This window comes from Cupriavidus sp. IDO (assembly GCF_000812465.1).
Lineage (GTDB): Bacteria > Pseudomonadota > Gammaproteobacteria > Burkholderiales > Burkholderiaceae > Cupriavidus.
Map to the genome: position 1 here is coordinate 70,643 of NZ_JWMA01000044.1, position 22,041 is coordinate 92,683.

Sequence of the window (22,041 nt, forward strand, 5' to 3'; positions counted from 1 at the left end):
GCGCCACCAGAAACAATGTCAGGGCGCCGGCTTCAGTTCCGTACTCAGGATCGACGGCCAGTCGCGCAGGAAAGTTTCCCCGTCGCGGCGGCCGAGCTCGTACGCATGCGTCATCGCTTCGGGACGGGTGTAGTCCCAGCTCGAAATCGGCACGCGTTGCGAAGGTTGCAGATACAGGCGGCGCTGGCCGCCGGCGTGCAGGACAAAGCGGCGCGGACGCGGATAGAGCCGTGTCACCAGCACCAGCACATTGCCCGGCGTGGGGTCGAGCGCATCGACCGGCACGTTGTCCACCAGGCCGCCATCGAGCACCGCGCGGCCTTCACGGCGCAGCACCGGCGTGAAAGGCGGCGTCGAAGCCGACTGCAGCAACAGGTCCGCCAGCTGCTCGGGCGACCGGCAGTCCTGCGCGCGCACGAACTCGGGACGAAAGCCCAGCTTGCGGCCCAGGCGCGGGTGCAACGTCCTGAGCACGTGCTTGTCGATGTTGTACGCCAGCAGACCGGCGGCCACCGCAAGGTGCGGGCTGCTCCAGCGCGGGATATGCGCCACGCCGATGCGGATTTCCGGCGCATCCTGCAGATGATCGAGACGGCCTTCCGAGAAGATCGACAGCAGCGCGGTGCGATAGATGCCGTAGTGCGGAAACACGCGCTCGTTGCGCAGCAGGTTGCCCCAGTAGGCATTGCGGCGGTTGCCCGCGAGCACCTCGCGGTAGTAGTCCATGGTCTGGTGCGAATCGTGCGCGTAGACCATGCACGCCGTGGCCGCCCCCGCGGAGATCCCTGCGATCACGCGTGGCCGCAGCTGCAGCTCGGGCGCCACGGTGTCCCACCATCCGGCCTGCCACCAGCAGCGGTTGCCGCCGCCGGCGAAGACGATCTGGTCGAAGGGATGGGCAGTGCCGGACGTCATGTTGCGATGGGCTTGGCGGAGGGAAGGTGGATCAGAGCAGCGCGTAGGTGGTGGTGGCCTGGACGGCGAGCTTGCCGTCGGTGCCGGTCAGCTCGATCTCGCCGAACACGACAGTCTTGCCCAGGCGCAGCACCTTGGCGCGCACCAGCACATCGCCCTCGATCACCGGGCGCATGAAATTGGTGGTCAGCGTGACCGTGGTCATCGGGCGGAAGGCGCCCAGCGCACTGGCCACTGCGACGATCATCGCGGTATCGGCGGCAGACATCAGGACCTGGCCGCACACCACGCCGCCCGCATGGCGAAATGATTCGCTGAACGGCAGGCGCAGCGTTACACCCTGGGCATCGATGGATTCGGCACGCAGGCCAAGCTGCCGTACCCAGGGAGCCAGCACGCGTTCCAGCGTAGCGTCGATCTCGGCAAGGGTGAAGCGGCGTTCTGCGGATTCGGACATGGCGATTCCTTGTTCTGCTGTCGCCGCCCGGTCCCGGCCGCCAAGTGCAGCGGACCGCTACTCCGTCTCCTCCGGCGCGACGCGATGTTTGAGCCAATGATACAGGGGGCCGGTGGCCAGCACCACGAAGGCCATCCGGATCACATGAAACGCGGTCACCAGCGGCACGCCCAGCTCCAGCACCTTGGCGGTGATGCACATCTCGGCAATGCCGCCCGGCGTGGTGCCCAGGATCACCGTGGCAGGGTGCACGCCCGACAATGCCGACAGCCCCCAGCCGAACAGCGCCGACACCACCAGCGCCACCACCGTATAGAGCGCCACGCCCGACAGGAAGCGCGGCGCGGTATGCAGGAACTCGCGCGAGAAGCGCGCCCCCAACGATACGCCAATCAGCAACTGCCCGGCGCGGCTCATCCAGGTGGGAATGGCCGACAGCTCGATGCCCGACGCGGTCAGCAACGCCGCCGCGAGCAGCGTGCCGATCACGAACGGATTCGGCATGTTCAGTCGCTTGACGACCAGCGCCGCGCTCAGCGTAATGGCGATCAGCGCCAGCAGCCCGCCGGCATCGACGGTGCGCGGCCCCGGGATGAAAGGATCGAGCCCGTGGATACCGCCGTACTGGAAGATCGCCGGTACCGTCATCACGACCATGAGCACGCGCAGCGAATGCGCGGCGGCCACCTGGTCGATGCGCGCACCGTTGCGCTCGGCAAGATTGGCCATCTCCGAGGCACCGCCGATGGCTGTGGAAAAGTAAGCGGTCTTGAACGCCACGCCCGTAGTCTTGCGCATCATCAGCGCGCCGGCGGCGCCCAGCACCAGCGCGAACAGCGAGCCGGCGACGATGTAGGGCAGGAACTCGACCAGCTTCGCCACCACCACGGGCGTGAAGTACAGGCCCAGCGACGCGCCGATCACCCATTGCCCGGCATTGCGCGCCTGCGACGGGGCCCGCAGGTCGGCGCCGGCCATACGCGCGCTGGCGACAGACAGCAGGGGGCCGATCATCCACGGCAGCGGCGTGTGCAGCAGCGTGCAGAGCAGGGCGGCGGCCAGGCCGAGCGACAGCGTCAGCACGAACGGCAGCCAGCGATTGAAGGAAGGACTCATCTTGCAGCGGCCTGGCGATGGGGCGCCGGCGCCTTGTTGTTGTCAGGCTGTGGAATGCAGAAGGCCCGGCGCGCAGTGCGCCGGGCCTTCATTATGTCGCTATCGGGAATCCGGCATCACGCCGCATTATCGGCCTGCGCATGCGCCGTCGTGCGGCTGGCGTGCCAGCGCAGCAGGCGCGGGATCACCACCACGGCCACCGTCATCGCCAGGATGGTTGCCGAGATCGGCTGCTTGATGAACAGGCTCCAGTCGCCCTGGCCGATCGACAGCGCATTGCGCAATTGCTTCTCGGCGATCGGGCCCAGGATCAGGCCGACAATGACCGGTGCGGTCGGGAAGTCGAAGCGGCGCATCACCATGCCCAGCAGGCCCACCACAAACAGCAGCAGCAGGTCGAACCACGACTGGCGGATGCCATAGGCGCCCAGGCCCGCGAAGATCAGGATGCCGCCGTACAGCAGCGGGGTCGGCACGCGCAGCATGCGCACCCACAGTCCGATCGCCGGCAGGTTCAGCACCAGCAGCATCACGTTGCCGATGTACAGCGACGCCAGCAGGCCCCACACCAGGTCGCCCGAGGTCTGGAACAGCATCGGGCCCGGCTGCAGGTTGTAGTTCTGGAACGCCGCCAGCAGGATGGCGGTGGTGTTCGAGGTCGGGATGCCCAGCGTCAGCAGCGGGGCGAGCGTCGCCGTCACGGCGGCATTGTTGGCCGCCTCGGGACCAGCCACGCCTTCAATGGCGCCGACCTTGCCGAATTCTTCCTTGTGATTGGACAGCTTCTTCTCGGTCGCGTACGACAGGAAGGTCGGGATCTCGGCGCCGCCGGCCGGGATCAGGCCGAACGGGAAGCCGATGACCGTGCCGCGGATCCAGGCGGGAACAGAACGCTTCCAGTCCGACTTGTTCATGTGGACCGAGCTGAGCTTGTTGAACGTGCCCGGGGGCTGCGGGAAGAAGGCGTTGAACAGTGCCTCGCCCACGGCAAACAGGCCCACGGCCACCACCACGATATCGACGCCGTCGTACAACTCCTGCACGTTCATCGAGTAGCGGGTCTGGCCCGACAGCGAATCCATGCCGATCAGGCCGATGCCCAGGCCGAGGAACAGGCTGGTCATGCCACGCAGCAGCGACGAGCCCAACACGGCCGAGACCGTGGTGAACGCGAGCAGCATGATCATGAAGTATTCGCCGGGGCCGAACTGCAGCGCCACGTCCGCCGCCACCGGCGCGAACATCGACAGCAGCACGGTGGCGATGGTGCCGGCCACGAACGAGCCGATGGCCGCGGTGGCCAGCGCCGGGCCGGCGCGGCCATTCTTGGCCATGAGGTTGCCTTCCATGGCGGTGACCATGGTGGAAGACTCGCCCGGCGTATTCATCAGGATCGAGGTGGTCGAGCCGCCGTACATCGCACCGTAGTAGATGCCGGCAAACATGATCAGCGCAGCGGTGGGTTCGACCTTGGCGGTCAGCGGCAGCAGCATTGCCACCGTCAGCGCGGGGCCGATGCCGGGCAGCACGCCGATGGCGGTGCCGAGGAAGCAGCCCACCAGGGCCCACATCAGGTTGATCGGCGTGATGGCGACGGCAAAGCCGTGCATCAGCTGGTTCAGGGTATCCATATCAGACTCCTTGCTGGACAGGCCGGCGGGCTCAGAAGCCGGCCACGGGCAGCAGCGGCAGGTTGATGCCGAGCAGGTATTCGAACAGCGCCCACATCGGCAGCGTGATGCACAGGCCGATCAGCGCGTCGCGCACGATGCGGCGGCTGCCGTAGCCGCGTGCCACGCAGACCATCAGCAGCGTCGACGAGAACACGAAGCCGAGCGTGCCGATCAGCGCCATGTTCGCCACCAGGCCGGCAGCGACCCACAGGAAGCCGCGGAAATTGTGCGGGGCGTCCGGCAGTTCCGCGTCTTCTTCCGGCATGTTGCGGAAACCGCCGCGCACGCCCTGCCAGGTCAGCAGTGCGCCGCACACGGCAAGGCCGATGGCGACGAGCGTCGGCATGAAGCGCGGCGACAGGCCGGCATAGCCTTCCTCGCCCGAGATGCCGGGCAGCCCGAGAAAGAAAAACAGCGAGATCGCCAGCACGGCAATGCCGATGGCAAGGTGTGAGGGTTTCATGGAGACTCCTTGGGGTATGCACCCCGGCCTTCGTCGCCAGCAAAGCGCTGGCGTCCGCGACGCTGGCATGCGACGCCTGCGCGGTCGCAGGGCCCGGCGACATGTAGTTTTGGTTTGGGTATCGCAGGTGGCAGACACCGGGCCCCGCGCCGTTCTCCTGCCGCCGGCGATAACCGGCGGCGTCGGCAGGAACGACAGGTAAAGCGGGTGATGCTGGGTAGATCAGGTGCGGCGTTGAATCTTCAGGCCCGACGGCCTGTCAGGCGATCTGGCTCGGGCGCTTACTTGGCAACGCCCAGTTCACGCAGCGTGCCGCCCAGGCGGGCCGATTCGCTGTCGACGAACTTGCTGAACTCGTCGCCGGTCAGCAGGAAGGGCGTCCAGTCGTTCTTCTGCAGCGTGTCCTTCCACGACTTGCTCTCGGTCGCCTTCACCACCGCGTCGATCATCGCCTTGCGCTGCTCGGCGCTGATCCCGGGCGCGCCATAGACGCCGCGCCAGTTGTAGATCTCGACGTTCACGCCTTGCTCCTTGAGCGTCGGGATATCGGCGGTGCGGTCCTTGGACGTCACTGCCAGCGCGCGCATCTTGCCGCTCTTGATAAAGGGCAGGAACTCGGACACGCCGGCGATGCCGACGGTCACGTGGCCGCCGAGGATCGACGCCGACGCTTCACCGCCGCCCTGGAACGGCACGTAGTTGATCTTCTTCGGATCCACGCCCGATTCCTTGGCGACCAGGCCGGCCAGGATGTGGTCGATCGAACCCTTCGAACCGCCGCCCCAGCTCACGCTGCCCGGGTTGGCCTTGAGCTGCGTGGTCAGGTCCTTGATGGATTTCAGCGGCGAGTTGGCCGGCACGGTGATCACCATGGTATCGGCAAACAGGCGCGCGATCGGCGTGGCGTTCTTGAGGGTGACAGGCGGGTGGTTGGTCTCGATGGCACCCACCATCACCGCGCCGACCACCATCAGTGCGGCGGGGTTGCCCTTGTCGGTGTTGACGAACTGGGTCAGGCCAATGGTGCCGCCCGCGCCGCCCTTGTTGTCGTAGGTGGCGGTCTTGGCCACGCCTGAGGCGATCATGGCTGCGCCCAGCGAGCGCCCGGTCTGGTCGTAGCCGCCGCCGGGGTTGGCGCCGATCATGAACTTGACGCTGTCCAGCGCGAAGGCCGGCGCAGCGGCGACGGTCGCGGTAATGGCGGCCGAAGCCATGACGACATGGGCGAAACGATGAATCGTGCGACGCATTACGGTCTCCTAAAGGTTTCCGGTGATCGCCACGGCTGCAGTGCAACGTCTGCGCGACCTGACCCGGTATCCGGCTGGCTGCCATGGCTTGCGGTCGGGAAGGGAGTCATGCGAAGGCGCCGGACGCCATATGCGCGACGGGCGGCTGGTGCTGTCTCCCTTTCCGTTGCACGCGATGCATGCCGGAATTGTTTTTGGACTTCTTTGCTTTCCAGACTACAGCTGGCCGGAGATCTCGGCCATGGCAGGATTCTAGGCGGCGGAAACTGTCAAAAGGCTGTCAATCAGGGGAGAAGGGTGTCGGGGTTTACGTGGATATCGCGCGCAATCCGGGCGTCGCCGCCTTTAGCTCTGAAGGCGAAAACCTTCATTGCCTCCCCATTACAGCCCCCGCGCACGGGTCGTCCCGGTCGACAGCTTCCACCCGAACCACCCAGTCAAAGCCAGCGACATTCCCTTGTCCACGCTCGAGATAGCCGATGCTGAGCATGGTGCCTGCACCTGCGGCGAGCCAGCGAGGCACGCCGATATCGCGGCGCACATGCCCGTTGCCCGCAATCAGCACCGCGCCCCGTGCCGCGTATGGCCGCAACGTTGCCGCCATCACCGCATCGCGCGCGGCCTGCGCATTCAGCATCCCGGGCAGCATCGCCTTGGGGAAGTTGCCGCAATGGCCTTCGTCCAGCAAGGCGGTCTGCGCTGCGATCAGGTCCGGCGGCAGCGAGTCCGCCAGCCCGAGCCGCGCCCGATCCTTCGCGGAGAACAAGCCTTCCAGTCCGCCGCGCACGATTTTCGCGGCATCGGCACGCGAAAGGTTGGCCGCGAGCAGCGGCAGGTCGTACTGCAGGGCCAGCGCCACCACCGGCCGGTAAAGCGGCCATTGCCAGCCGCCGGCTCCGGCTTGCGCGATGAGGTAGTCGGCATCGTCCGGCCGTTCGCGGCGGGCACGGTCGATGTCGGCCTGGCGCTCGCGGTCGAACTGTTCCATCGCGATCGCCGGGCGCCAGCCCTGCTGCACGGCGCGGGTGAGGGCATCCAGGCGTTGCCGCTGTCCGGCGGCGTTGTCGTGGACTTCGCCAAGCAGGACATAGGACTTGCCGGCGAAGGCTGCGCTCAGCGCGTCGGGCGAAGGCGAAGGTGGCGTGCCAGCACATGCTGCAAGCAGCAGCGCCGCCATGGCGGCAATCACGGATCGAAGGAGACGCAAGGGCATGACTTTCACGGCAGGAATGCGACCGTGAGATTCTCGCTCACATTCTGCGGCTTGCCACGCGAGAGTCGTCCGAACGCTGTGCAGGGGGATTCCGAGGGCAAGAGAAGGAATGGACGGGCCGCGCAAGACCACGCGGCCCGTGCGGCTCAATGCTGGCGTACCGGCTCGGCCGCGGTGGTCTCAGGCAGGCGATTGCCTTCGGCATCGATCTGCAACGGCCCGGTCCCCGAGAACCGGTCCAGCGCCAGATAGATCACCGGCGTAATGAACAGCGTGATCACCTGCGAAAACAGCAGGCCGCCCACCACCGCCAGGCCCAGCGGCTGGCGCAATTCGGCGCCGGCGCCCAGACCAAGCGCCAGCGGCAGCGCACCCATCACCGCGGCAAAGGTGGTCATCATGATCGGCCGGAAGCGCAGCAGGCACGCCTGCCGGATCGCCTTCGCAGGCGGCATGCCCTGCTCGCGCTGCGCCGCGAGCGCAAAGTCGATCATCATGATGGCGTTCTTTTTCACGATACCGATCAGCATCAGCACGCCGATGGTGGCGATCAGCGACAGCTCGACGTTGAAGATAAACAGCGTCAGCAGCGCGCCAATGGCCGCCGAGGGCAGGCCGGCCAGGATCGTGAGCGGGTGGATGTAGCTTTCGTACAGCACGCCCAGCAGGGTGTAGATCACCGCAATGGCCGCCACCAGCAGCACGATCTGCGTGGCCTGCGAGGACTGGAACACTGCGGCATCGCCACCCCAGCTGGTGAAGATTGAGGTCGGCATGGCAATCTCCTGCCGGTAGCGGTCGATGCGCGACGACGCATCGCCCAGCGCCGCGCCCGGCGCCAGGTTGAACGACACCGTCACCGACGGCAGCTGCCCCTGGTGGTTCACGGCAATCGGCCCGACCCGGCGATCGGTGGTGGCAAAGGCGGAAATCGGCACCATCTGGCCGGTCTTGCTGCGCACGTAGAGCTTGGAGAACGCGGTCTCGTCGGCACGGTCGATATCGGCCGCCTGGAGGATCACGTAGTAGTTGTCGATGGCCGTGTAGATGGTCGACACCTGCCGTTCGCCGAAGGCCGAATACAGCGCGGTGCGCACGTCCTGCATCTGCACGCCGAGTGCGTTGGCCTTGTCGCGGTCGATCGAGAGCTGCGCTTCCAGGCCCGACTGCTGCGAATCGCTGGTGACGTCGCGGAAAACGGAATCCGCGCGCATCTTTGCCATCAGCTTGTCGGAGAACTCCTGCAGCTGGCCGGCCTTCACGCTCTGCAGCGTGTACTGGTAGCGGCTCTTGCTCTGGCGTCCGCCCAGGCGCAGGTTCTGCACGGGCGAGAAATACACGGCCAGCCCCGGAATGCCCGCCACGTCCTTGCGCAGCGACTCCACCACCTTCGGCATCCTGGGACGCTCCCCGAGTGGCTTGAGTTCGATGAACATGCGGCCGGTGTTGATGGCGGGCGAGGGGCCGCCACCGATCGAAACCACCACGCTGCGCACCGCAGGATTGGCGCGCATGCGCTCGGCCGCGTCGCGCAGCCGCTCGGCCATGGCATCGAAGGAAATATCCTGCGGGCCTTCCGCATTGACCTGGATCTGGCCGATGTCCTCTTCCGGGAAGAAGCCCTTCGGAATCGCCACGAACAGCACCGCCGTCAGCACGAAAGTCAGCCCAGCGGCCACCAGCACCGTGCGGCGATGCGCCAGGCACCAGTCCAGCCCGCGCGCGTAGCGGTGCAGCGTGAACTCGAACAGGTTCTCGAACCACTGCGTCGAGCGCATGCCCAGCGTCTGCTTCTGGACGATGACCGGCTGGCTGGCGGCATGATCGCCGTAGGCATGCTGCGATTCGTCCACCGGCACGTTCTCGGCCGACAGGAAGCGCGCGCACAGCATCGGGATCAGCGTGAGCGACACCAGCGCCGATACCAGGATCGACAGCGACACCACCGCGGCGAACTCATGGAACAGCAGGCCGATCACGCCCGGCATGAAGAAGATCGGGATGAACACCGCCACCAGCGAGATCGAGATCGACAGGATGGTGAAGCCCATCTCGCGCGAGCCCACCAGCGCGGCCTTGAGCGGCGGCACGCCTTCCTCGATGTGGCGCACGATGTTTTCGAGCATCACGATGGCGTCGTCCACCACCAGGCCCACGGCGAGCGTGATGGCCAGCAACGAGACGTTGTCCAGGCTGTAGCCGAAGGCCTTCATCAGCGCCACCGTGCCGATCAGCGAGATCGGCAGCGACACCGTCGGAATCAGCGTGGCGGCGGCGCGGCGCAGGAACAGGAAGATCACCAGTACCACCAGCGCCACGGTCAGCGCCAGGGTGAATTGCACGTCGTGGATCGATTCGCGGATCGACATCGAGCGGTCGTTGACCACGGCCACGTTGACCGAGCCCGGCATCTGCTGGATCAGGCGGGGCAGGGCGCCCTTGATGCCATCGACCACCGCAACGGTGTTCGCGTCAGGCTGGCGCAGCACGGCCAGCACGATCGAGCGTTCGTTGTTGAGCCAGCTGCCGGTCTTGATGGTTTCGACGCTGTCCTCGACCTCGGCCACGTCCGCCAGCCGCACCAGCGCGCCATTCGGCTGGCTGGCGACGATGATATTGCGAAAGGCGTCGGCGTTGGCGAGCTGGCGGTTGGCCTGGATGGTCAGCGTCTGGCGCGGGCTGTCGAGCGTACCCACCGGCGTGTTGGCATTGGCGCGGTTCAGCGCCGTGGCCAGCTCGTCCAGCGTGAGGCCGCGCGCGGCCAGTGCGTCCGGGTGGGCGCGCACACGCACGGCGAAGCGCTTCTGGCCGAATACCTGCACTTGCGCCACGCCCGGCAGCGTCGCCAGCGTGGGCGAGATCAGGTTGTCGCCAAACGCGTTCAGCTCCGCCAGGCTCATCGCCGGCGAGTTGATCGCCAGCAGCAGCACCGGCGCGTCGGCCGGGTTCACCTTGCGGTACGACGGCGGCACCGTCATCTCGATCGGCAGCGAACGCTGCGCGCGGAACAGCGCGGCCTGCACGTCCACGGCGGCGGCATCGATGTCGCGGTCGCTGTTGAATTCAATGGTGATGCTGGAGTTGCCCAGCGTGTTCGCCGAGCTGATCACCGTGACGCCGGGGATGGTGGCGAACTGCTTCTCGAGCTGCGTGGCGACGGAAGCCGCCATGGTCTCGGGGCTGGCGCCGGGCAGCGTCGCGGTGACCTGGATCACCGGGGAGTTGAAGCTGGGCAGGGCGGCGATCGGGATGGTCGGGTACAGCACGATGCCGGTGACGATCACCGCCAGGCACAGCAGCACCGTCATCACCGGACGGCGGATACAAAGCTCGGACAGCGTCATGGCTCAGTGCCCCGCGGCGCCGTTGGCGGCCCGGGCCGGGCCGGCGGCCGGCGCGGAAGCGGGCGTGGCTTCGCGCACCTGGGCGCCCGGGCGCAGGTTCTGCGCGCCTTCCACCACCACGCGCGCGCCCGGCTGCACGCCTTCGATGACGGCGGCCGCGACCGTGGTCGTCACCACCTGCACCGGTACGCGCGCGACCTTGCTGTCAGGCTGCACGACGTAGACGAAGCGCCCTTCAGGGCCGGTCACCACCGCCTGCGGCGGCACCGACAGCGCGCCCTTCAGCGTCTGCACCACGGCACTGACGCTGGCGTAGGTGCCGGGCCACAGGCGCTGCTCCTCGTTGTCGAACTGCGCCTTGATGCGGATGGTGCCGTACTGTGGATCGACGGTGTTATCCACAAAGGTGATCTTGCCGGTGACGGGGGCCTTGCTCCCGTCGTTGGGCAGTGCCGTGACCTGGACCGGGCCGACGCGCAGTGCCTCGCGCAGCGCGGCGAGCTGGCGCTCGGGCAGGCTGAAGGTGACCGCGATCGGCTGGACCTGGGCGATGGTGACCATCGGCAAGGCGCTGTTGGGCATCACCAGCGAGCCCGGGAATACGTTGATCACGCCGGTGCGCCCGCCGATGGTGGCGCGGATCGCGCCGTAGCTCACTGCCACGCGGCTGGCCTCGATGGCAGCCTGGTCGGCGCGGATGGTGGCCTCGAAGCCGTCGACCTTGGCCTGCGCCGTATCCACCGCGCTCTTCGAGATGAAATTGCGCTCCAGCAGATCCTTGCTGCGCACGAGCGTGCGGCGGGCGTCGGCGAGGTCGGCCTGGTCGCGCATCAGCTGCGCCTGCGCCTTGGCCAGGTTGGCCTCGTCCATGCGGGTGTCGAGGGAGAACAGCAGGTCGCCCGGCTTGACGGTCTGGCCTTCCTTGATATGCACGGTGCGGATGGTGCTGGACACCTGCGGCCGGACCTCGACGGTGGATAACGCGGTCACGTTGCCGTTGGCCGAGACCTGCAGCGGCACATCGCCCTGCTGCACCAGCGCGGTGGCGACCACCACCGGTGCCGGCCCCTTGGCCACGGGCTTCGGTGCCAGCCAGGTACGCCAGGCAAACCAGCCGATGCCGGCCAGCACCAGCACGGCAATCACCACGACCCAGGGCGAAACTCTGCCCCGGCCAGTACCCGCGGAGGCACTCCAGTTGCTATCGACAAAGCTCTTGGGCTGGTCGATCCTGTCAGTTTTCATTTGTGTGGACCCTCGTCACTGCTTCAGCGCGCCACTCCCCATGAGCGCCCGGTCTCTTGGGACCGATGCGCTTCGCGCAAAACCTCTACTACTACAGCGCTTCGCCCGGCGGAGCTAGCGTTCCTTATTACAGAGCGTTACACCGCCCGTCACCTCATGCGGCTGCGCAGGCTCTCCACGTACCGGAGAGTCCGGGAAGTGCGCCAGACGGCTCGCTTGTATTATCAGACAAACATTATCAGAAAAGCTGCCGCCGGCCATCGCACCGCCAGCGATTAATGCTGTCGATCGAGACCTCGCGTGGCCCGGCCTCCACAATGACGGCATCGCCGGCGCGAACTTCACCGGTTTTCTGCACGCTGAGATAGACGCCTGAGTAGCCGCTCCGGACCATGTCGCGCACCGCATGGCGGTAGCCCAGCGCGGCGTTGAACTTGTAGCAGGGCTGGCGGGGGGACTCGACCCGCAGCACGGCGGTGCCGATACGCACCTGGTCGCCGACCCAGAGCCGGGATTCCGTCAGCCCTTCGATCGTCAGGTTCTCGCCCATCGCGCCAAACGACAGCGGCTGGCCGGCTTCAGGCTGGGAGGCGGCGCGGCGCTGTTCGTTCCACCAGGGGTAATGCTCGGCCGGGTAGGCGTAGACCGCCTTGTCCGGGCCGCCGTGGACGGTCAGGTCCGCCTGCTCGTCGCCGGCCACCCCGAGCGGGTGCACCTGCACGCCGAGCGGGTGCACCAGCGTGCTGAGCGGATGCTTGCGGATGCCCGACAGCACCACGGCCTCGGTCCCGGCGCCGGCCACCACCAGCGGGATGGCCTTGCCGATGCTGACCGCCAGCACACGGGCGCGGGCTTGCCCTGCATTGGAATCGCTCACGTGCGCTCCCCTCGGGGACGAATGGTTGTGGATAGCAATGTGGATAACCCTGAGGATAACGGGGCGGATAACGCTGTGGACAACCGCATGGTGCGGCTCACCGCCCTCAGGCTTGCTGCGGTGCCTCGCGACGTTGCCACTGGCAACCCAGTGCGCGTGCCCGCTGCGACACCGCCAGCGCCACCAGCATCAGGGCGGCAGCCCCCCAGTGCAGGGAATCCGCGCCGGCAACGGTGTAGATGGCGGCGCCAACCATGGCGCCGAGCGCCTGGCCGAGGTAGATCGACGATGAATTCAGCGAAATCGACACCGATGCCCGATCCGGCGCCAGCAGCACCAGCCGCGCCTGCTGGGCGCTGTTGGTGGCAAACCCGCCCAGGCCCCACAGCATGAACAGCAGCACCAGCGCCACGCCGCCCAGCCCAGCCAGCGGCCACAGCAGCATGGCGGTGATCGACGTGAGCAGGGTGAACTGCACGATCCGGCCCGGCGTCACTCGGTCCATGCGCGATGCGGCCACCACATTGCCGGACACCCCGCACGCGCCGTACGCGAGGAACATCAGGCTGAGCGCGCCGCCGCTGATGCCGTGCACGTCGCGCAGCAGCGGGGCGATATAGGTAAACAGCGTGAACATGCCGGCCGAAGAGAGCATGGTGGTCAGCACGACCAGCATGACCGGTTTGTGGCGCAGCACCGCGCCCCAGGCGGCGCGCCCAACCGACTCCACATACAAGGCGCGCGGCAACACGCGCCAGACCGCCGCCGATACCAGCAGCGCCAGGATGCCTACCAGCGCCATGCTGAATCGCCAGCCCAGCGTACTGGCAATCCACGTCCCCAGCGGCACGCCGACCACGCTGGCCACGCTCCAGCCGAGGAACACAAAGCTGATCGCCCGTCCGCGGGTCTGCGCATTGACCAGCAGTGGCAGCGTGGCGGCGGTCTGCGGCGTATAGATGGCGGCGCCAATGGCGGTCAGGAAGCGGATCGCCATCAGGGCGGCAAAGCTGGGCGCCAGCGCCGCGGCCAGGTGCAGAACGGCATAGACCAGCAGCGAACCGGCCAGCAGCAGGCGGCGGTCGATGCGGGAGCCGAGCGTGGCGAACAGCGGCGCCCCCACGCAGGTGGCCAGGGCAAAGACGGAGATCAGCTGGCCCGCACTGGCTGCGCCCAGGCCGAAATCGGCGGCAATGTCGTTCAGCATGCCGGTAACGATCATCGCACCAGTGCCAATGACGAAGTTGCCGACGCAGAGCGTCACAAGCCTGGGGTCCATGGCGGCCTTGGGAATGGGGTGCAGCGCGAGGGCGTCTTGTTGTTGTCGGTGCTGCCGCGGGCCGTTGCGGGCCGGGCGTGCAGGGAAGCGCCGAGTGTAGCGGGTTTGCGGTATACGCGTTGGCGGCGGACGGAATGACGCCGGCCATGGCCGACACCGGCCGAATGCGGCTCCCCCTCCCGCAGGCGGGAGAGGGGAGCAAACCCTCAGCGCGCCAGCGTCGGCGTCAGCGCCTTCGGATTGACGATGCTGTCGTGCTTGCCGGCCAGCACATCCAGGATGTTCTGGAATGCCGTGCGGAAGTAGAGTTCGTAGCTGTCGCGCTCAACGTAGCCGAGGTGCGGCGTGCAGATGCAGTTTTCCATGCGCAGCAGCGCGTGGCCCTGCAGGATCGGCTCGGATTCGAACACATCGATCGCGGCCATGCCCGGGCGGCCGCGGTTGAGCGCGGTAACCAGGGCGTTTTCCTCGAGCAGCTCCGCCCGGCTGGTGTTGACGAACAGCGCGGTCGGCTTCATGCCCGTGAGATCGGTCTGCTTGACGATGCCGCGGGTGTCGTCGTTCAGCCGCAGGTGCAGCGACAGGACATCGCTGTCGGCAAACAACTGCTCCTTGGACGTAGCCACCGACAGGCCGTCGGCGCGCGCAGCTTCCTGCGAGGCTTCGCGGCCCCAGACCAGCACGTTCATGCCGAACGCACGCCCGTAGCCGGCCACCAGCTTGCCGATCTTGCCGTAGCCCCAAATGCCGAGGGTCTGGCCGCGCAGCACCTGGCCGAGGCCGAAATTGGGCGGCATCGTGGTCGATTTCAGCCCGGACTGCTGCCAGGCGCCATGCTTGAGGCTGGCCACGTACTGCGGAATGCGGCGCTGGGCGGCCATGATCAGCGCCCAGGTCAGCTCGGCCGGGGCCACCGGCGAGCCCACGCCCTCGAGAACGGCGATGCCGCGGTCGGTGCAGGCGTCCAGGTCCAGGTGGCTGCCGGGGCCGGCGCCAACACGGCCGGTCTGGCTGATGATCTTGAGCTTGGGCAGTTTTTCCAGCAGTTGGCGGGTGATGCGGGTGCGTTCGCGGATAAGCACCACGGCTTCCACGTCCGACAGGCGCGCGGCCAGCTGGCCCACGCCCTTGACGGTGTTGTTGAACACCTTGACGTCGTGACCTTCCAGCAGCCCGAAGCACGGCAGCTTGCGCACGGCATCCTGGTAATCGTCGAGTACAGCAATCTTCATCAGGAACTCTTTCTGGGTTTTCTGTGTACTGGCTGGCGCCGGTTGGTGCGCGCGGCAACAGAGCCGCGTGTCGACCGACGGTATTGTTGGTTACCCCGGTTGGCCACCTTATTTTGCCGCCCCGATGCACAACATCCGGGGCGGCTCCGGCGCCGGCCAATCGGGGCACCACCATGCTGCGGAGCAAAAAACAGAGGGGTGCAGCAGTGGTATCCTAGCCGGCTCCAGTGTCGCGGCGGATTGTCGGTCGAGCATCGCTCCCGTCACCTGCCGGCCGCCGGACAAAGCCCGCCCGAATTGCGTAGCACTCCCTGCGCGGGCGAAGCGCAACTTTAGCGCAGCCGCAGGGACCGCCGCGACCTTTTGCATCATTCAGGCCGCCGCGGAGTTGTAACGGGATGTGACGGTCTTTCGTGCGAATTTTCGCACCCAGGCCACCGGCCGCGGCCGGGCTTTGCCAGGTTTCCTTCCTTACTTCCCTTTACGATTTGGAGTTGCAGTATGAACCACCCCTCGATGCAAGGCACGGCGGCCCTCAATGTCCCGTCCTGGGTCAAGCACCAGAAGCTGGTGGCCTGGGTCGCGGAGATCGCCGCCCTGACCAAACCCGACAATATCCATTGGTGCGACGGCTCGCAGGAAGAATATGACCACCTGTGCGAGCAGATGGTCGCGGCCGGCACCATAAAGCGCCTGAACCCGGCCAAGCGCAAGAATTCCTTCCTGGCCCTGTCGGATCCTTCCGATGTGGCACGCGTCGAAGACCGCACCTTCATCTGCTCCGAGAAGCAGGAAGACGCCGGCCCGACCAACAACTGGACTGCACCCGCCGAGATGCGGCAGACGCTGAGCGGCCTCTTTGACGGCTGCATGCGCGGCCGCACGCTGTACGTGGTGCCGTTCTCGATGGGCCCGCTGGGCTCGCCGATCGCCCATATCGGCGTGGAACTGTCGGATTCGCCTTATGTGGCGGTCAACATGCGCATCATGACCCGCATGGGCCGCGCCGTGTTCGACGTACTGGGCACCGACGGCGAGTTCGTGCCGTGCGTGCATACCGTCGGCAAGCCGCTCGCCGCCGGCGAGAAGGACGTGGCCTGGCCGTGCAACCCGACCAAGTACATCGTCCATTTCCCGGAAACGCGCGAAATCTGGTCGTTCGGTTCGGGCTACGGCGGCAACGCGCTGCTGGGCAAGAAGTGCTTCGCCCTGCGCATCGCCTCGACCATGGGCCGCGACGAAGGCTGGCTGGCCGAGCACATGCTGATCCTGGGCGTGACCTCGCCCGAGGGCAAGAAGTACCACGTGGCCGCCGCCTTCCCGTCGGCCTGCGGCAAGACCAACTTCGCCATGCTGATCCCACCCAAGGGCTTCGAGGGCTGGAAGGTCACCACCATCGGCGACGACATCGCCTGGATCAAGCCGGGCAAGGACGGCCGCCTGTACGCCATCAACCCGGAAGCCGGCTACTTCGGCGTGGCCCCGGGCACCAGCGAGAAGACCAACTTCAACGCGATGGCAACGCTCAAGGAAAACGTCATCTTCACCAACGTGGCGCTGACCGACGACGGCGACGTGTGGTGGGAAGGCATGAGCAAGGAGGCCCCGGCGCACCTGGTCGACTGGCAAGGCAAGGACTGGACTCCGGAAATCGCCAAAGCCACCGGCGCCAAGGCCGCGCACCCGAACGCCCGCTTCACCGCGCCGGCTTCGCAGTGCCCGTCGATCGACGAGAACTGGGACAACCCGGCCGGCGTACCCATTGATGCGTTCATCTTCGGCGGCCGCCGCTCCACCACCGTGCCGCTGGTGACCGAGGCCCGCAACTGGACCGAAGGCGTCTACATGGCCGCCACCATGGGCTCGGAAACCACCGCCGCGGCCGCCGGCCAGCAAGGCGTGGTCCGCCGCGACCCGTTCGCCATGCTGCCGTTCTGCGGCTACAACATGAGCGACTACTTCGGCCACTGGCTCGAACTGGGCAAGAAGCTGGAAGCCGCTGGCGCGAAGCTGCCGAAGATCTACTGCGTCAACTGGTTCCGCAAGGACGCCGACGGCAACTTCGTGTGGCCGGGCTTCGGCGAGAACATGCGCGTGCTGTCGTGGATGATCGACCGCGTGGAAGGCAAGGGGCAGGGCGCCGAGCATGTGTTCGGCACCACGCCGCGTTACGAGGACCTGAACTGGAGCGGCGTCGAGTTCTCGGCCGCACAGTTCGACAAGGTGACCTCGATCGACCGTGCCGCCTGGCAAAAGGAGCTGGCGCTGCATGACGAGCTGTTCACGCAGCTGAAGGATCGCCTGCCGGCCGCGCTGGCCGAAGCCCGCGCGGCGCTGGGCAAGCGGCTGGAGGGCTGACGCCCTCGCCAGCACGCTGGCATATCGTGGCAAAGGACGCCCGCCTCTTGTGAGGCGGGCGTTTTTTATCCGGCTTCGCTATCTCCCAGCGTCTCCACCGCATACTTCACGAGGCCCGCCCGGCCTTCGATCGCCAGCTTGCGCTTCAGGTTGAGCCGGTGTGTCTCGACGGTGCGCACCGATACGCCGAGCTGCGCCGCGATCTCCTTGTTGGCCATGCCGCGCCCGATGCAGCCGAGGATGTCGCGCTCGCGCCGGGTCAGCGCATCGAGCGGCCCGGGGCTCTGCTCGGCCATGCCGCGGGCAATCCGGGCGCTGTAGAACACCCGCCCGGCCAGTACCGACTGGATTGCCGCCATCAACTCGTCGGCCGGTGCATCCTTCAGCACATAGCCGCGTGCGCCGGCGCGGACCGCCTGCCGTACGTATTCCAGGTTGTCGTGCATCGACACGATCAGCACCGCCAGTTCCGGATACCGGTCATGCAGCGCCGCCGCCAGCGCAATGCCGCCCATGCCGCGCATGCCGATATCGGTGATGACCAGGTCCGGCAGGTCGGCCTCGCCGGCGCGGTCGAGCCAGGCGAGCGCTGCTTCGCCGTCATCGGCTTCGCCCACCACGCGCAGGCCGGGCTGCAATGTCAGGTGCATGCGCATGCCGTCGCGCACCAGCGCATGGTCGTCGATCAGCAGGACGCGTGCGGGTGCGCCGGCGGTGCCGTTGGCGGGTTCGGAATTCAGGGTCATGACTGCGAGGGGCCTGCTGAAACGGGATCGTGCGAAACGGTTGCGGGTTTTGGCGCAGGTTTAGCCAGGGGGAGGGAAGCGACCAGCTCAGTGCCGCCGGCCCCGGACACAATGCCAAACTGGCCGCACAGCGCGGCGATACGCTCGCGCAGATTGCGCAGGCCGATGCCGCGCTGCGGGTCGACCTGCATGCGCGCGACGTCAAAGCCGCTGCCATCGTCACGCACGGTAAGGCGGGTGGCATCCGCGTCGAACGACAACACCACTGTCACGCGGCGGGCCCGGGCGTGGCGCTCCACGTTAGTGAGCGCTTCCTGTGCGATGCGGAACAAGGCGGTGGCCTGCTCGTCGGGTAGCTCGCGCGGCTTGCCAGTCTGGGTCACGGCAATCTCCAGCTTGCTGCCGCCCTGCATCTCGCGCGCCAGATGCTGGAGCGCGGCAAACAGGCCAAGGTCATCGAGCAGGGCGGGGCGCAGGTTGCGGGCCACGCGCCGGACTTCATTGAATACGGTATCGAGCCGGTTCAGCGCCATGCCGAGCACCGGCGCCACGGCAGCGCCTTCAGCCGGGGTCAGGCGCAGGCGATTGGCAGCCGTCTCGAGCACCAGCTTGACTGACACCAGCAGCTGGCTGATGCCGTCATGCAGCTCGCGCGACAGCCGGGCGCGTTCCTCTTCCTGCGACTGCACCACACGCTGCGCGAGCTGCCGCAGCTTGGCGTCTGCCTCGCGATGCTCGCTGACATTGAGGGCCAGCCCGCTGGCCGCGACCAGCAGGATGCTGATGGCGGCGATCACGCCGATCCAGGCCATGGTCTCGCGGATATCGGTCTCGGCGCGGGCGTCGAGCTGGCGCAATGTACGCTCCACATCATCCAGATAGATGCCGGTGCCGAGCATCCAGCCCCATTCCGGCACGGCCACCACATAGCCGAGCTTGGGTGCGAGTTGTTGAGAGGACGGCTTTTTCCATAGGTAGCGCACCGAACCGCCGCCGGCCTTGGCCGCCGCGATCAGTTGCTGGATGGTGAGCGCGCCCTGCGGGTCGCGCAGCGTCCACAGGTCCTGGCCGACCAGCTCGGGCTGGCGCGGGTGCATCAGGTTGCGGCCCTGCAGGTCGTATAGGAAGAAGTAGCCGTCCGGGCCGTAGTCGAGGCGCGCGAGTGCTTCCATCGCCGCCTGTCGGGTAGCCGCATCGGTGCGGCCCGAGTGCACCATCGGCGCGATCGCGCTTTGTGCCAGTTCTACGTAGTGGCGCAGCTCGGTTTCCTTGCTTTGCAGATAGGCCGCCTCGACCAGCGCGCGCTCGTGCCGGGCAAGCTGGGTCGCCTGGTAACGCACGGCAAAGGCGATGCCGAGCATCGCCACCGCAAGTGGCGCCACAGCGAGCAAGAGGATCTTCTGGCGGAGTTTCATCTGGTCCGGGGTAAACACCGACATCGCGCAGGCGGCATGCCACCGTCAACTTGCGTAGTACTACGCAGACGTGCTGCGTAGTTACGCGCTTGTGCGGGGTTTGGCGGGTGTCAATACTACACGCCGGACGCAACCGGCCCCAGCAATGGCCGCGCGCGTCGACGCAGCAGGTGCGCCGGCCATGCCGGACGGTGCATCGCCTGCCTGCAGGACGAGATCCGGAAACGACAACAATACCGGGCGCGCAGAAGATCCAGGAGACACCCTCACCGCCGGATTTTCCGCACGCTGCCCCGCCTTCGGCGCAATCCCCGCTGCCGGCCGTTACCAGTGAATCGCCGCCGCAGGCTTTCAATACCCGGTCTGAGGAGACCCTTCATGATGAATCGCATCGGAGAACACCTGGTGTGGCTGGCCGTCGCCGTGCTCGGCGCATTTGCCTTCGCCACCGTCGCGCTGTCGCGCGGGGAGGCCGTCAGTGCGCTGTGGATCGTGGTTGCCGCGCTCTGCATCTACCTGATCGCCTACCGCTACTACAGCCGCTTTATCGCCGACAAGGTGATGCAGCTCGATCCCAAACGCATGACGCCCGCCTGGCGCCACAACGACGGCCTGGACTACGTCCCGACCAACAAGGCGGTGCTGTTCGGCCACCACTTCGCCGCCATTGCCGGCGCCGGCCCGCTGGTCGGCCCGGTGCTGGCCGCGCAGATGGGCTATATGCCGGGCATGCTGTGGATCCTGGCCGGCGTGGTGTTCGCCGGTGCGGTGCAGGACTTCATGGTGCTGTTCATTTCCACGCGCCGCGACGGCCGCTCGCTGGGCGACCTGGTCAAGTCCGAGATGGGCACGGTGCCGGGCATGATCGCGCTGTTCGGCTGCTTCATGATCATGATCATCATCCTTGCGGTGCTGGCGCTGATCGTGGTGAAGGCGCTGGCCGGCTCGCCCTGGGGCACCTTCACCGTGGCGGTGACGATTCCCATCGCGCTGTTCATGGGCATCTACACGCGCTACATCCGACCGGGCCGCATCGGCGAGGTCTCGGTGATCGGCTTCGTGCTGCTGATGCTCGCCATCATCGGCGGCCAGTACGTGCACGAAAGCGCCGTGCTGGCGCCGCTGTTCACGTACGACGGCAAGGCGCTGACCTGGATGCTGATCATCTACGGCTTCATCGCCGCCGTCCTGCCGGTGTGGCTGCTGCTGGCGCCGCGCGACTACCTGTCGACCTTCCTGAAGATCGGCACCATCATCGCGCTGGCCATCGGCATCCTTATTGTCGCGCCGGAACTGAAGATGCCAGCCTTCACGCAGTTCGCCAAGGGTGGCGGGCCGGTGTGGTCGGGCAACCTGTTCCCGTTCCTCTTCATCACCATCGCCTGCGGCGCCGTCTCCGGCTTCCATGCGCTGATCTCGTCGGGCACCACGCCCAAGCTGCTGGAAAACGAATCGCACGCGCGCTTCATCGGCTACGGCGCGATGCTGGCCGAGTCGTTCGTCGCGATCATGGCGCTGGTGGCCGCTTCGGTGATCGAGCCGGGCGTGTACTTCGCCATGAACAGCCCGTCCGCCGTGATCGGCACCACGCCCGACGCGGTGGCGCAGGTCGTTTCGACCTGGGGCTTCGTGATCACCCCTGACGTGCTGATCCAGACCGCCAAGGATGTTGGCGAGAACACCATCATCTCGCGCGCCGGCGGCGCACCGACGCTGGCCGTGGGCATCGCCCACATCCTGCACCAGGTGGTGGGCGGCCAGGCCATGATGGCCTTCTGGTACCACTTCGCGATCCTGTTCGAGGCGCTGTTCATCCTGACCGCCGTCGACGCGGGCACCCGCGCCGGCCGCTTCATGCTGCAGGACCTGCTGGGCAGCTTCGTGCCTTCGCTCAAGCGCACCGACTCGCTGCCGGCCAACCTGATCGCCACCGCACTGACCGTGGCGGCCTGGGGCTACTTCCTGTACCAGGGCGTGGTCGACCCGCTGGGCGGCATCAACACGCTGTGGCCGCTGTTCGGCATCTCCAACCAGATGCTGGCCGCCGTCGCGCTGGTGCTGGGCACCTGCGTGCTGGTCAAGATGAAGCGCGGCCAGTACGCCTGGGTCACGCTGGTGCCGACCATCTGGCTGCTGGTCTGCACGCTGACCGCCGGCTGGCAGAAGCTGTTCGACGCGGACCCGAAGGTCAGCTTCCTGACCCATGCCTCGAAGTTCAGCGCCGCCATTGCCGAAGGCAAGGTGCTGGCCCCGGCCAAGTCGATCGAGCAGATGCAGCGCATCGTCTTCAACGACTACCTGGATGCCGGCCTGTGCGCGCTGTTCATGTTCGTGGTGCTGTCGATCGTGTTCTACGGCTTCAAGACCGCGATGCAGGCCCGCACGGCCAGCCGCCGCACCGACAGCGAAACGCCGTTCGAGCCGCTGCCGGCGGCCGCCTCGGCACAATCCTGAAGCA

General features: G+C 66.9%; 16 protein-coding genes. 2 read left to right on the plus strand and 14 right to left on the minus strand.

Annotated features, from left to right (window positions below):
- Nucleotides 1-18 precede the first annotated feature (18 nt).
- The 12 genes from RM96_RS14765 to RM96_RS14820 form a co-directional block, all read right to left on the minus strand.
- The gene (locus RM96_RS14765; RefSeq protein WP_039011586.1) at nucleotides 19-915 is read right to left on the minus strand and encodes a patatin-like phospholipase family protein; all 897 of its coding nucleotides are present in this window, start codon (nucleotides 913-915) and stop codon (nucleotides 19-21) included.
- 31 nt (nucleotides 916-946) lie between these two features.
- Nucleotides 947-1,372 carry a PaaI family thioesterase gene (locus RM96_RS14770; RefSeq protein WP_039011588.1) on the minus strand — a complete coding sequence of 142 codons (426 nt, stop codon included), beginning with the start codon at nucleotides 1,370-1,372 and terminating at the stop codon, nucleotides 947-949.
- Between the two features lie 57 nt (nucleotides 1,373-1,429).
- Nucleotides 1,430-2,488, minus strand: coding sequence for an AbrB family transcriptional regulator (locus RM96_RS14775; protein ID WP_039011590.1), 1,059 nt, complete (start codon nucleotides 2,486-2,488; stop codon nucleotides 1,430-1,432).
- Between the two features lie 116 nt (nucleotides 2,489-2,604).
- Nucleotides 2,605-4,119, minus strand: coding sequence for a tripartite tricarboxylate transporter permease (locus RM96_RS14780; RefSeq protein WP_039011592.1), 1,515 nt, complete (start codon nucleotides 4,117-4,119; stop codon nucleotides 2,605-2,607).
- 31 nt (nucleotides 4,120-4,150) lie between these two features.
- A complete protein-coding gene (locus RM96_RS14785) occupies nucleotides 4,151-4,624 on the minus strand; it encodes a tripartite tricarboxylate transporter TctB family protein (RefSeq protein WP_039011593.1) in 474 nt (157 codons plus the stop codon).
- Between the two features lie 281 nt (nucleotides 4,625-4,905).
- Entirely contained in the window at nucleotides 4,906-5,874 is a 969-nt protein-coding gene (locus RM96_RS14790) for a tripartite tricarboxylate transporter substrate binding protein (RefSeq protein WP_082016554.1), read from the minus strand.
- Between the two features lie 367 nt (nucleotides 5,875-6,241).
- On the minus strand, nucleotides 6,242-7,087 hold the full coding sequence (locus RM96_RS14795; RefSeq protein WP_052279518.1) for a ChaN family lipoprotein: 846 nt from the start codon (nucleotides 7,085-7,087) through the stop codon (nucleotides 6,242-6,244).
- Nucleotides 7,088-7,233: 146 nt separating this feature from the next.
- Entirely contained in the window at nucleotides 7,234-10,431 is a 3,198-nt protein-coding gene (locus RM96_RS14800) for an efflux RND transporter permease subunit (RefSeq protein WP_039011595.1), read from the minus strand.
- 3 nt (nucleotides 10,432-10,434) lie between these two features.
- Nucleotides 10,435-11,676 (minus strand): efflux RND transporter periplasmic adaptor subunit, encoded by a 1,242-nt coding sequence (locus tag RM96_RS14805; protein WP_039011596.1) that lies wholly within the window; start codon nucleotides 11,674-11,676, stop codon nucleotides 10,435-10,437.
- 238 nt (nucleotides 11,677-11,914) lie between these two features.
- Complete coding sequence (locus tag RM96_RS14810; RefSeq protein WP_039011597.1) at nucleotides 11,915-12,553, minus strand: MOSC domain-containing protein; 639 nt, start codon at nucleotides 12,551-12,553, stop codon at nucleotides 11,915-11,917.
- A 106-nt stretch (nucleotides 12,554-12,659) separates the two neighbouring features.
- A complete protein-coding gene (locus RM96_RS14815; protein WP_039011598.1) occupies nucleotides 12,660-13,832 on the minus strand; it encodes an MFS transporter in 1,173 nt (390 codons plus the stop codon).
- Between the two features lie 206 nt (nucleotides 13,833-14,038).
- A complete protein-coding gene (locus tag RM96_RS14820; RefSeq protein ID WP_039011599.1) occupies nucleotides 14,039-15,064 on the minus strand; it encodes a D-2-hydroxyacid dehydrogenase family protein in 1,026 nt (341 codons plus the stop codon).
- Nucleotides 15,065-15,565: 501 nt separating this feature from the next.
- Here RM96_RS14820 and RM96_RS14825 point away from each other — a divergent pair.
- Entirely contained in the window at nucleotides 15,566-17,422 is a 1,857-nt protein-coding gene (locus RM96_RS14825) for a phosphoenolpyruvate carboxykinase (GTP) (protein ID WP_039011601.1), read from the plus strand.
- Nucleotides 17,423-17,487: 65 nt separating this feature from the next.
- Here the strand turns inward: RM96_RS14825 and RM96_RS14830 are convergent, their stop codons facing one another.
- A complete protein-coding gene (locus RM96_RS14830; protein WP_039011603.1) occupies nucleotides 17,488-18,168 on the minus strand; it encodes a response regulator in 681 nt (226 codons plus the stop codon).
- Nucleotides 18,165-19,583 carry a cache domain-containing protein gene (locus RM96_RS14835; protein WP_039011881.1) on the minus strand — a complete coding sequence of 473 codons (1,419 nt, stop codon included), beginning with the start codon at nucleotides 19,581-19,583 and terminating at the stop codon, nucleotides 18,165-18,167. Before RM96_RS14835 ends, RM96_RS14830 begins: the two co-directional genes overlap by 4 nt.
- Nucleotides 19,584-19,964: 381 nt before the next feature.
- Here RM96_RS14835 and RM96_RS14840 point away from each other — a divergent pair, with 381 nt between their 5' ends.
- Nucleotides 19,965-22,037 (plus strand): carbon starvation CstA family protein, encoded by a 2,073-nt coding sequence (locus RM96_RS14840; protein ID WP_039011883.1) that lies wholly within the window; start codon nucleotides 19,965-19,967, stop codon nucleotides 22,035-22,037.
- Nucleotides 22,038-22,041 lie beyond the last annotated feature (4 nt).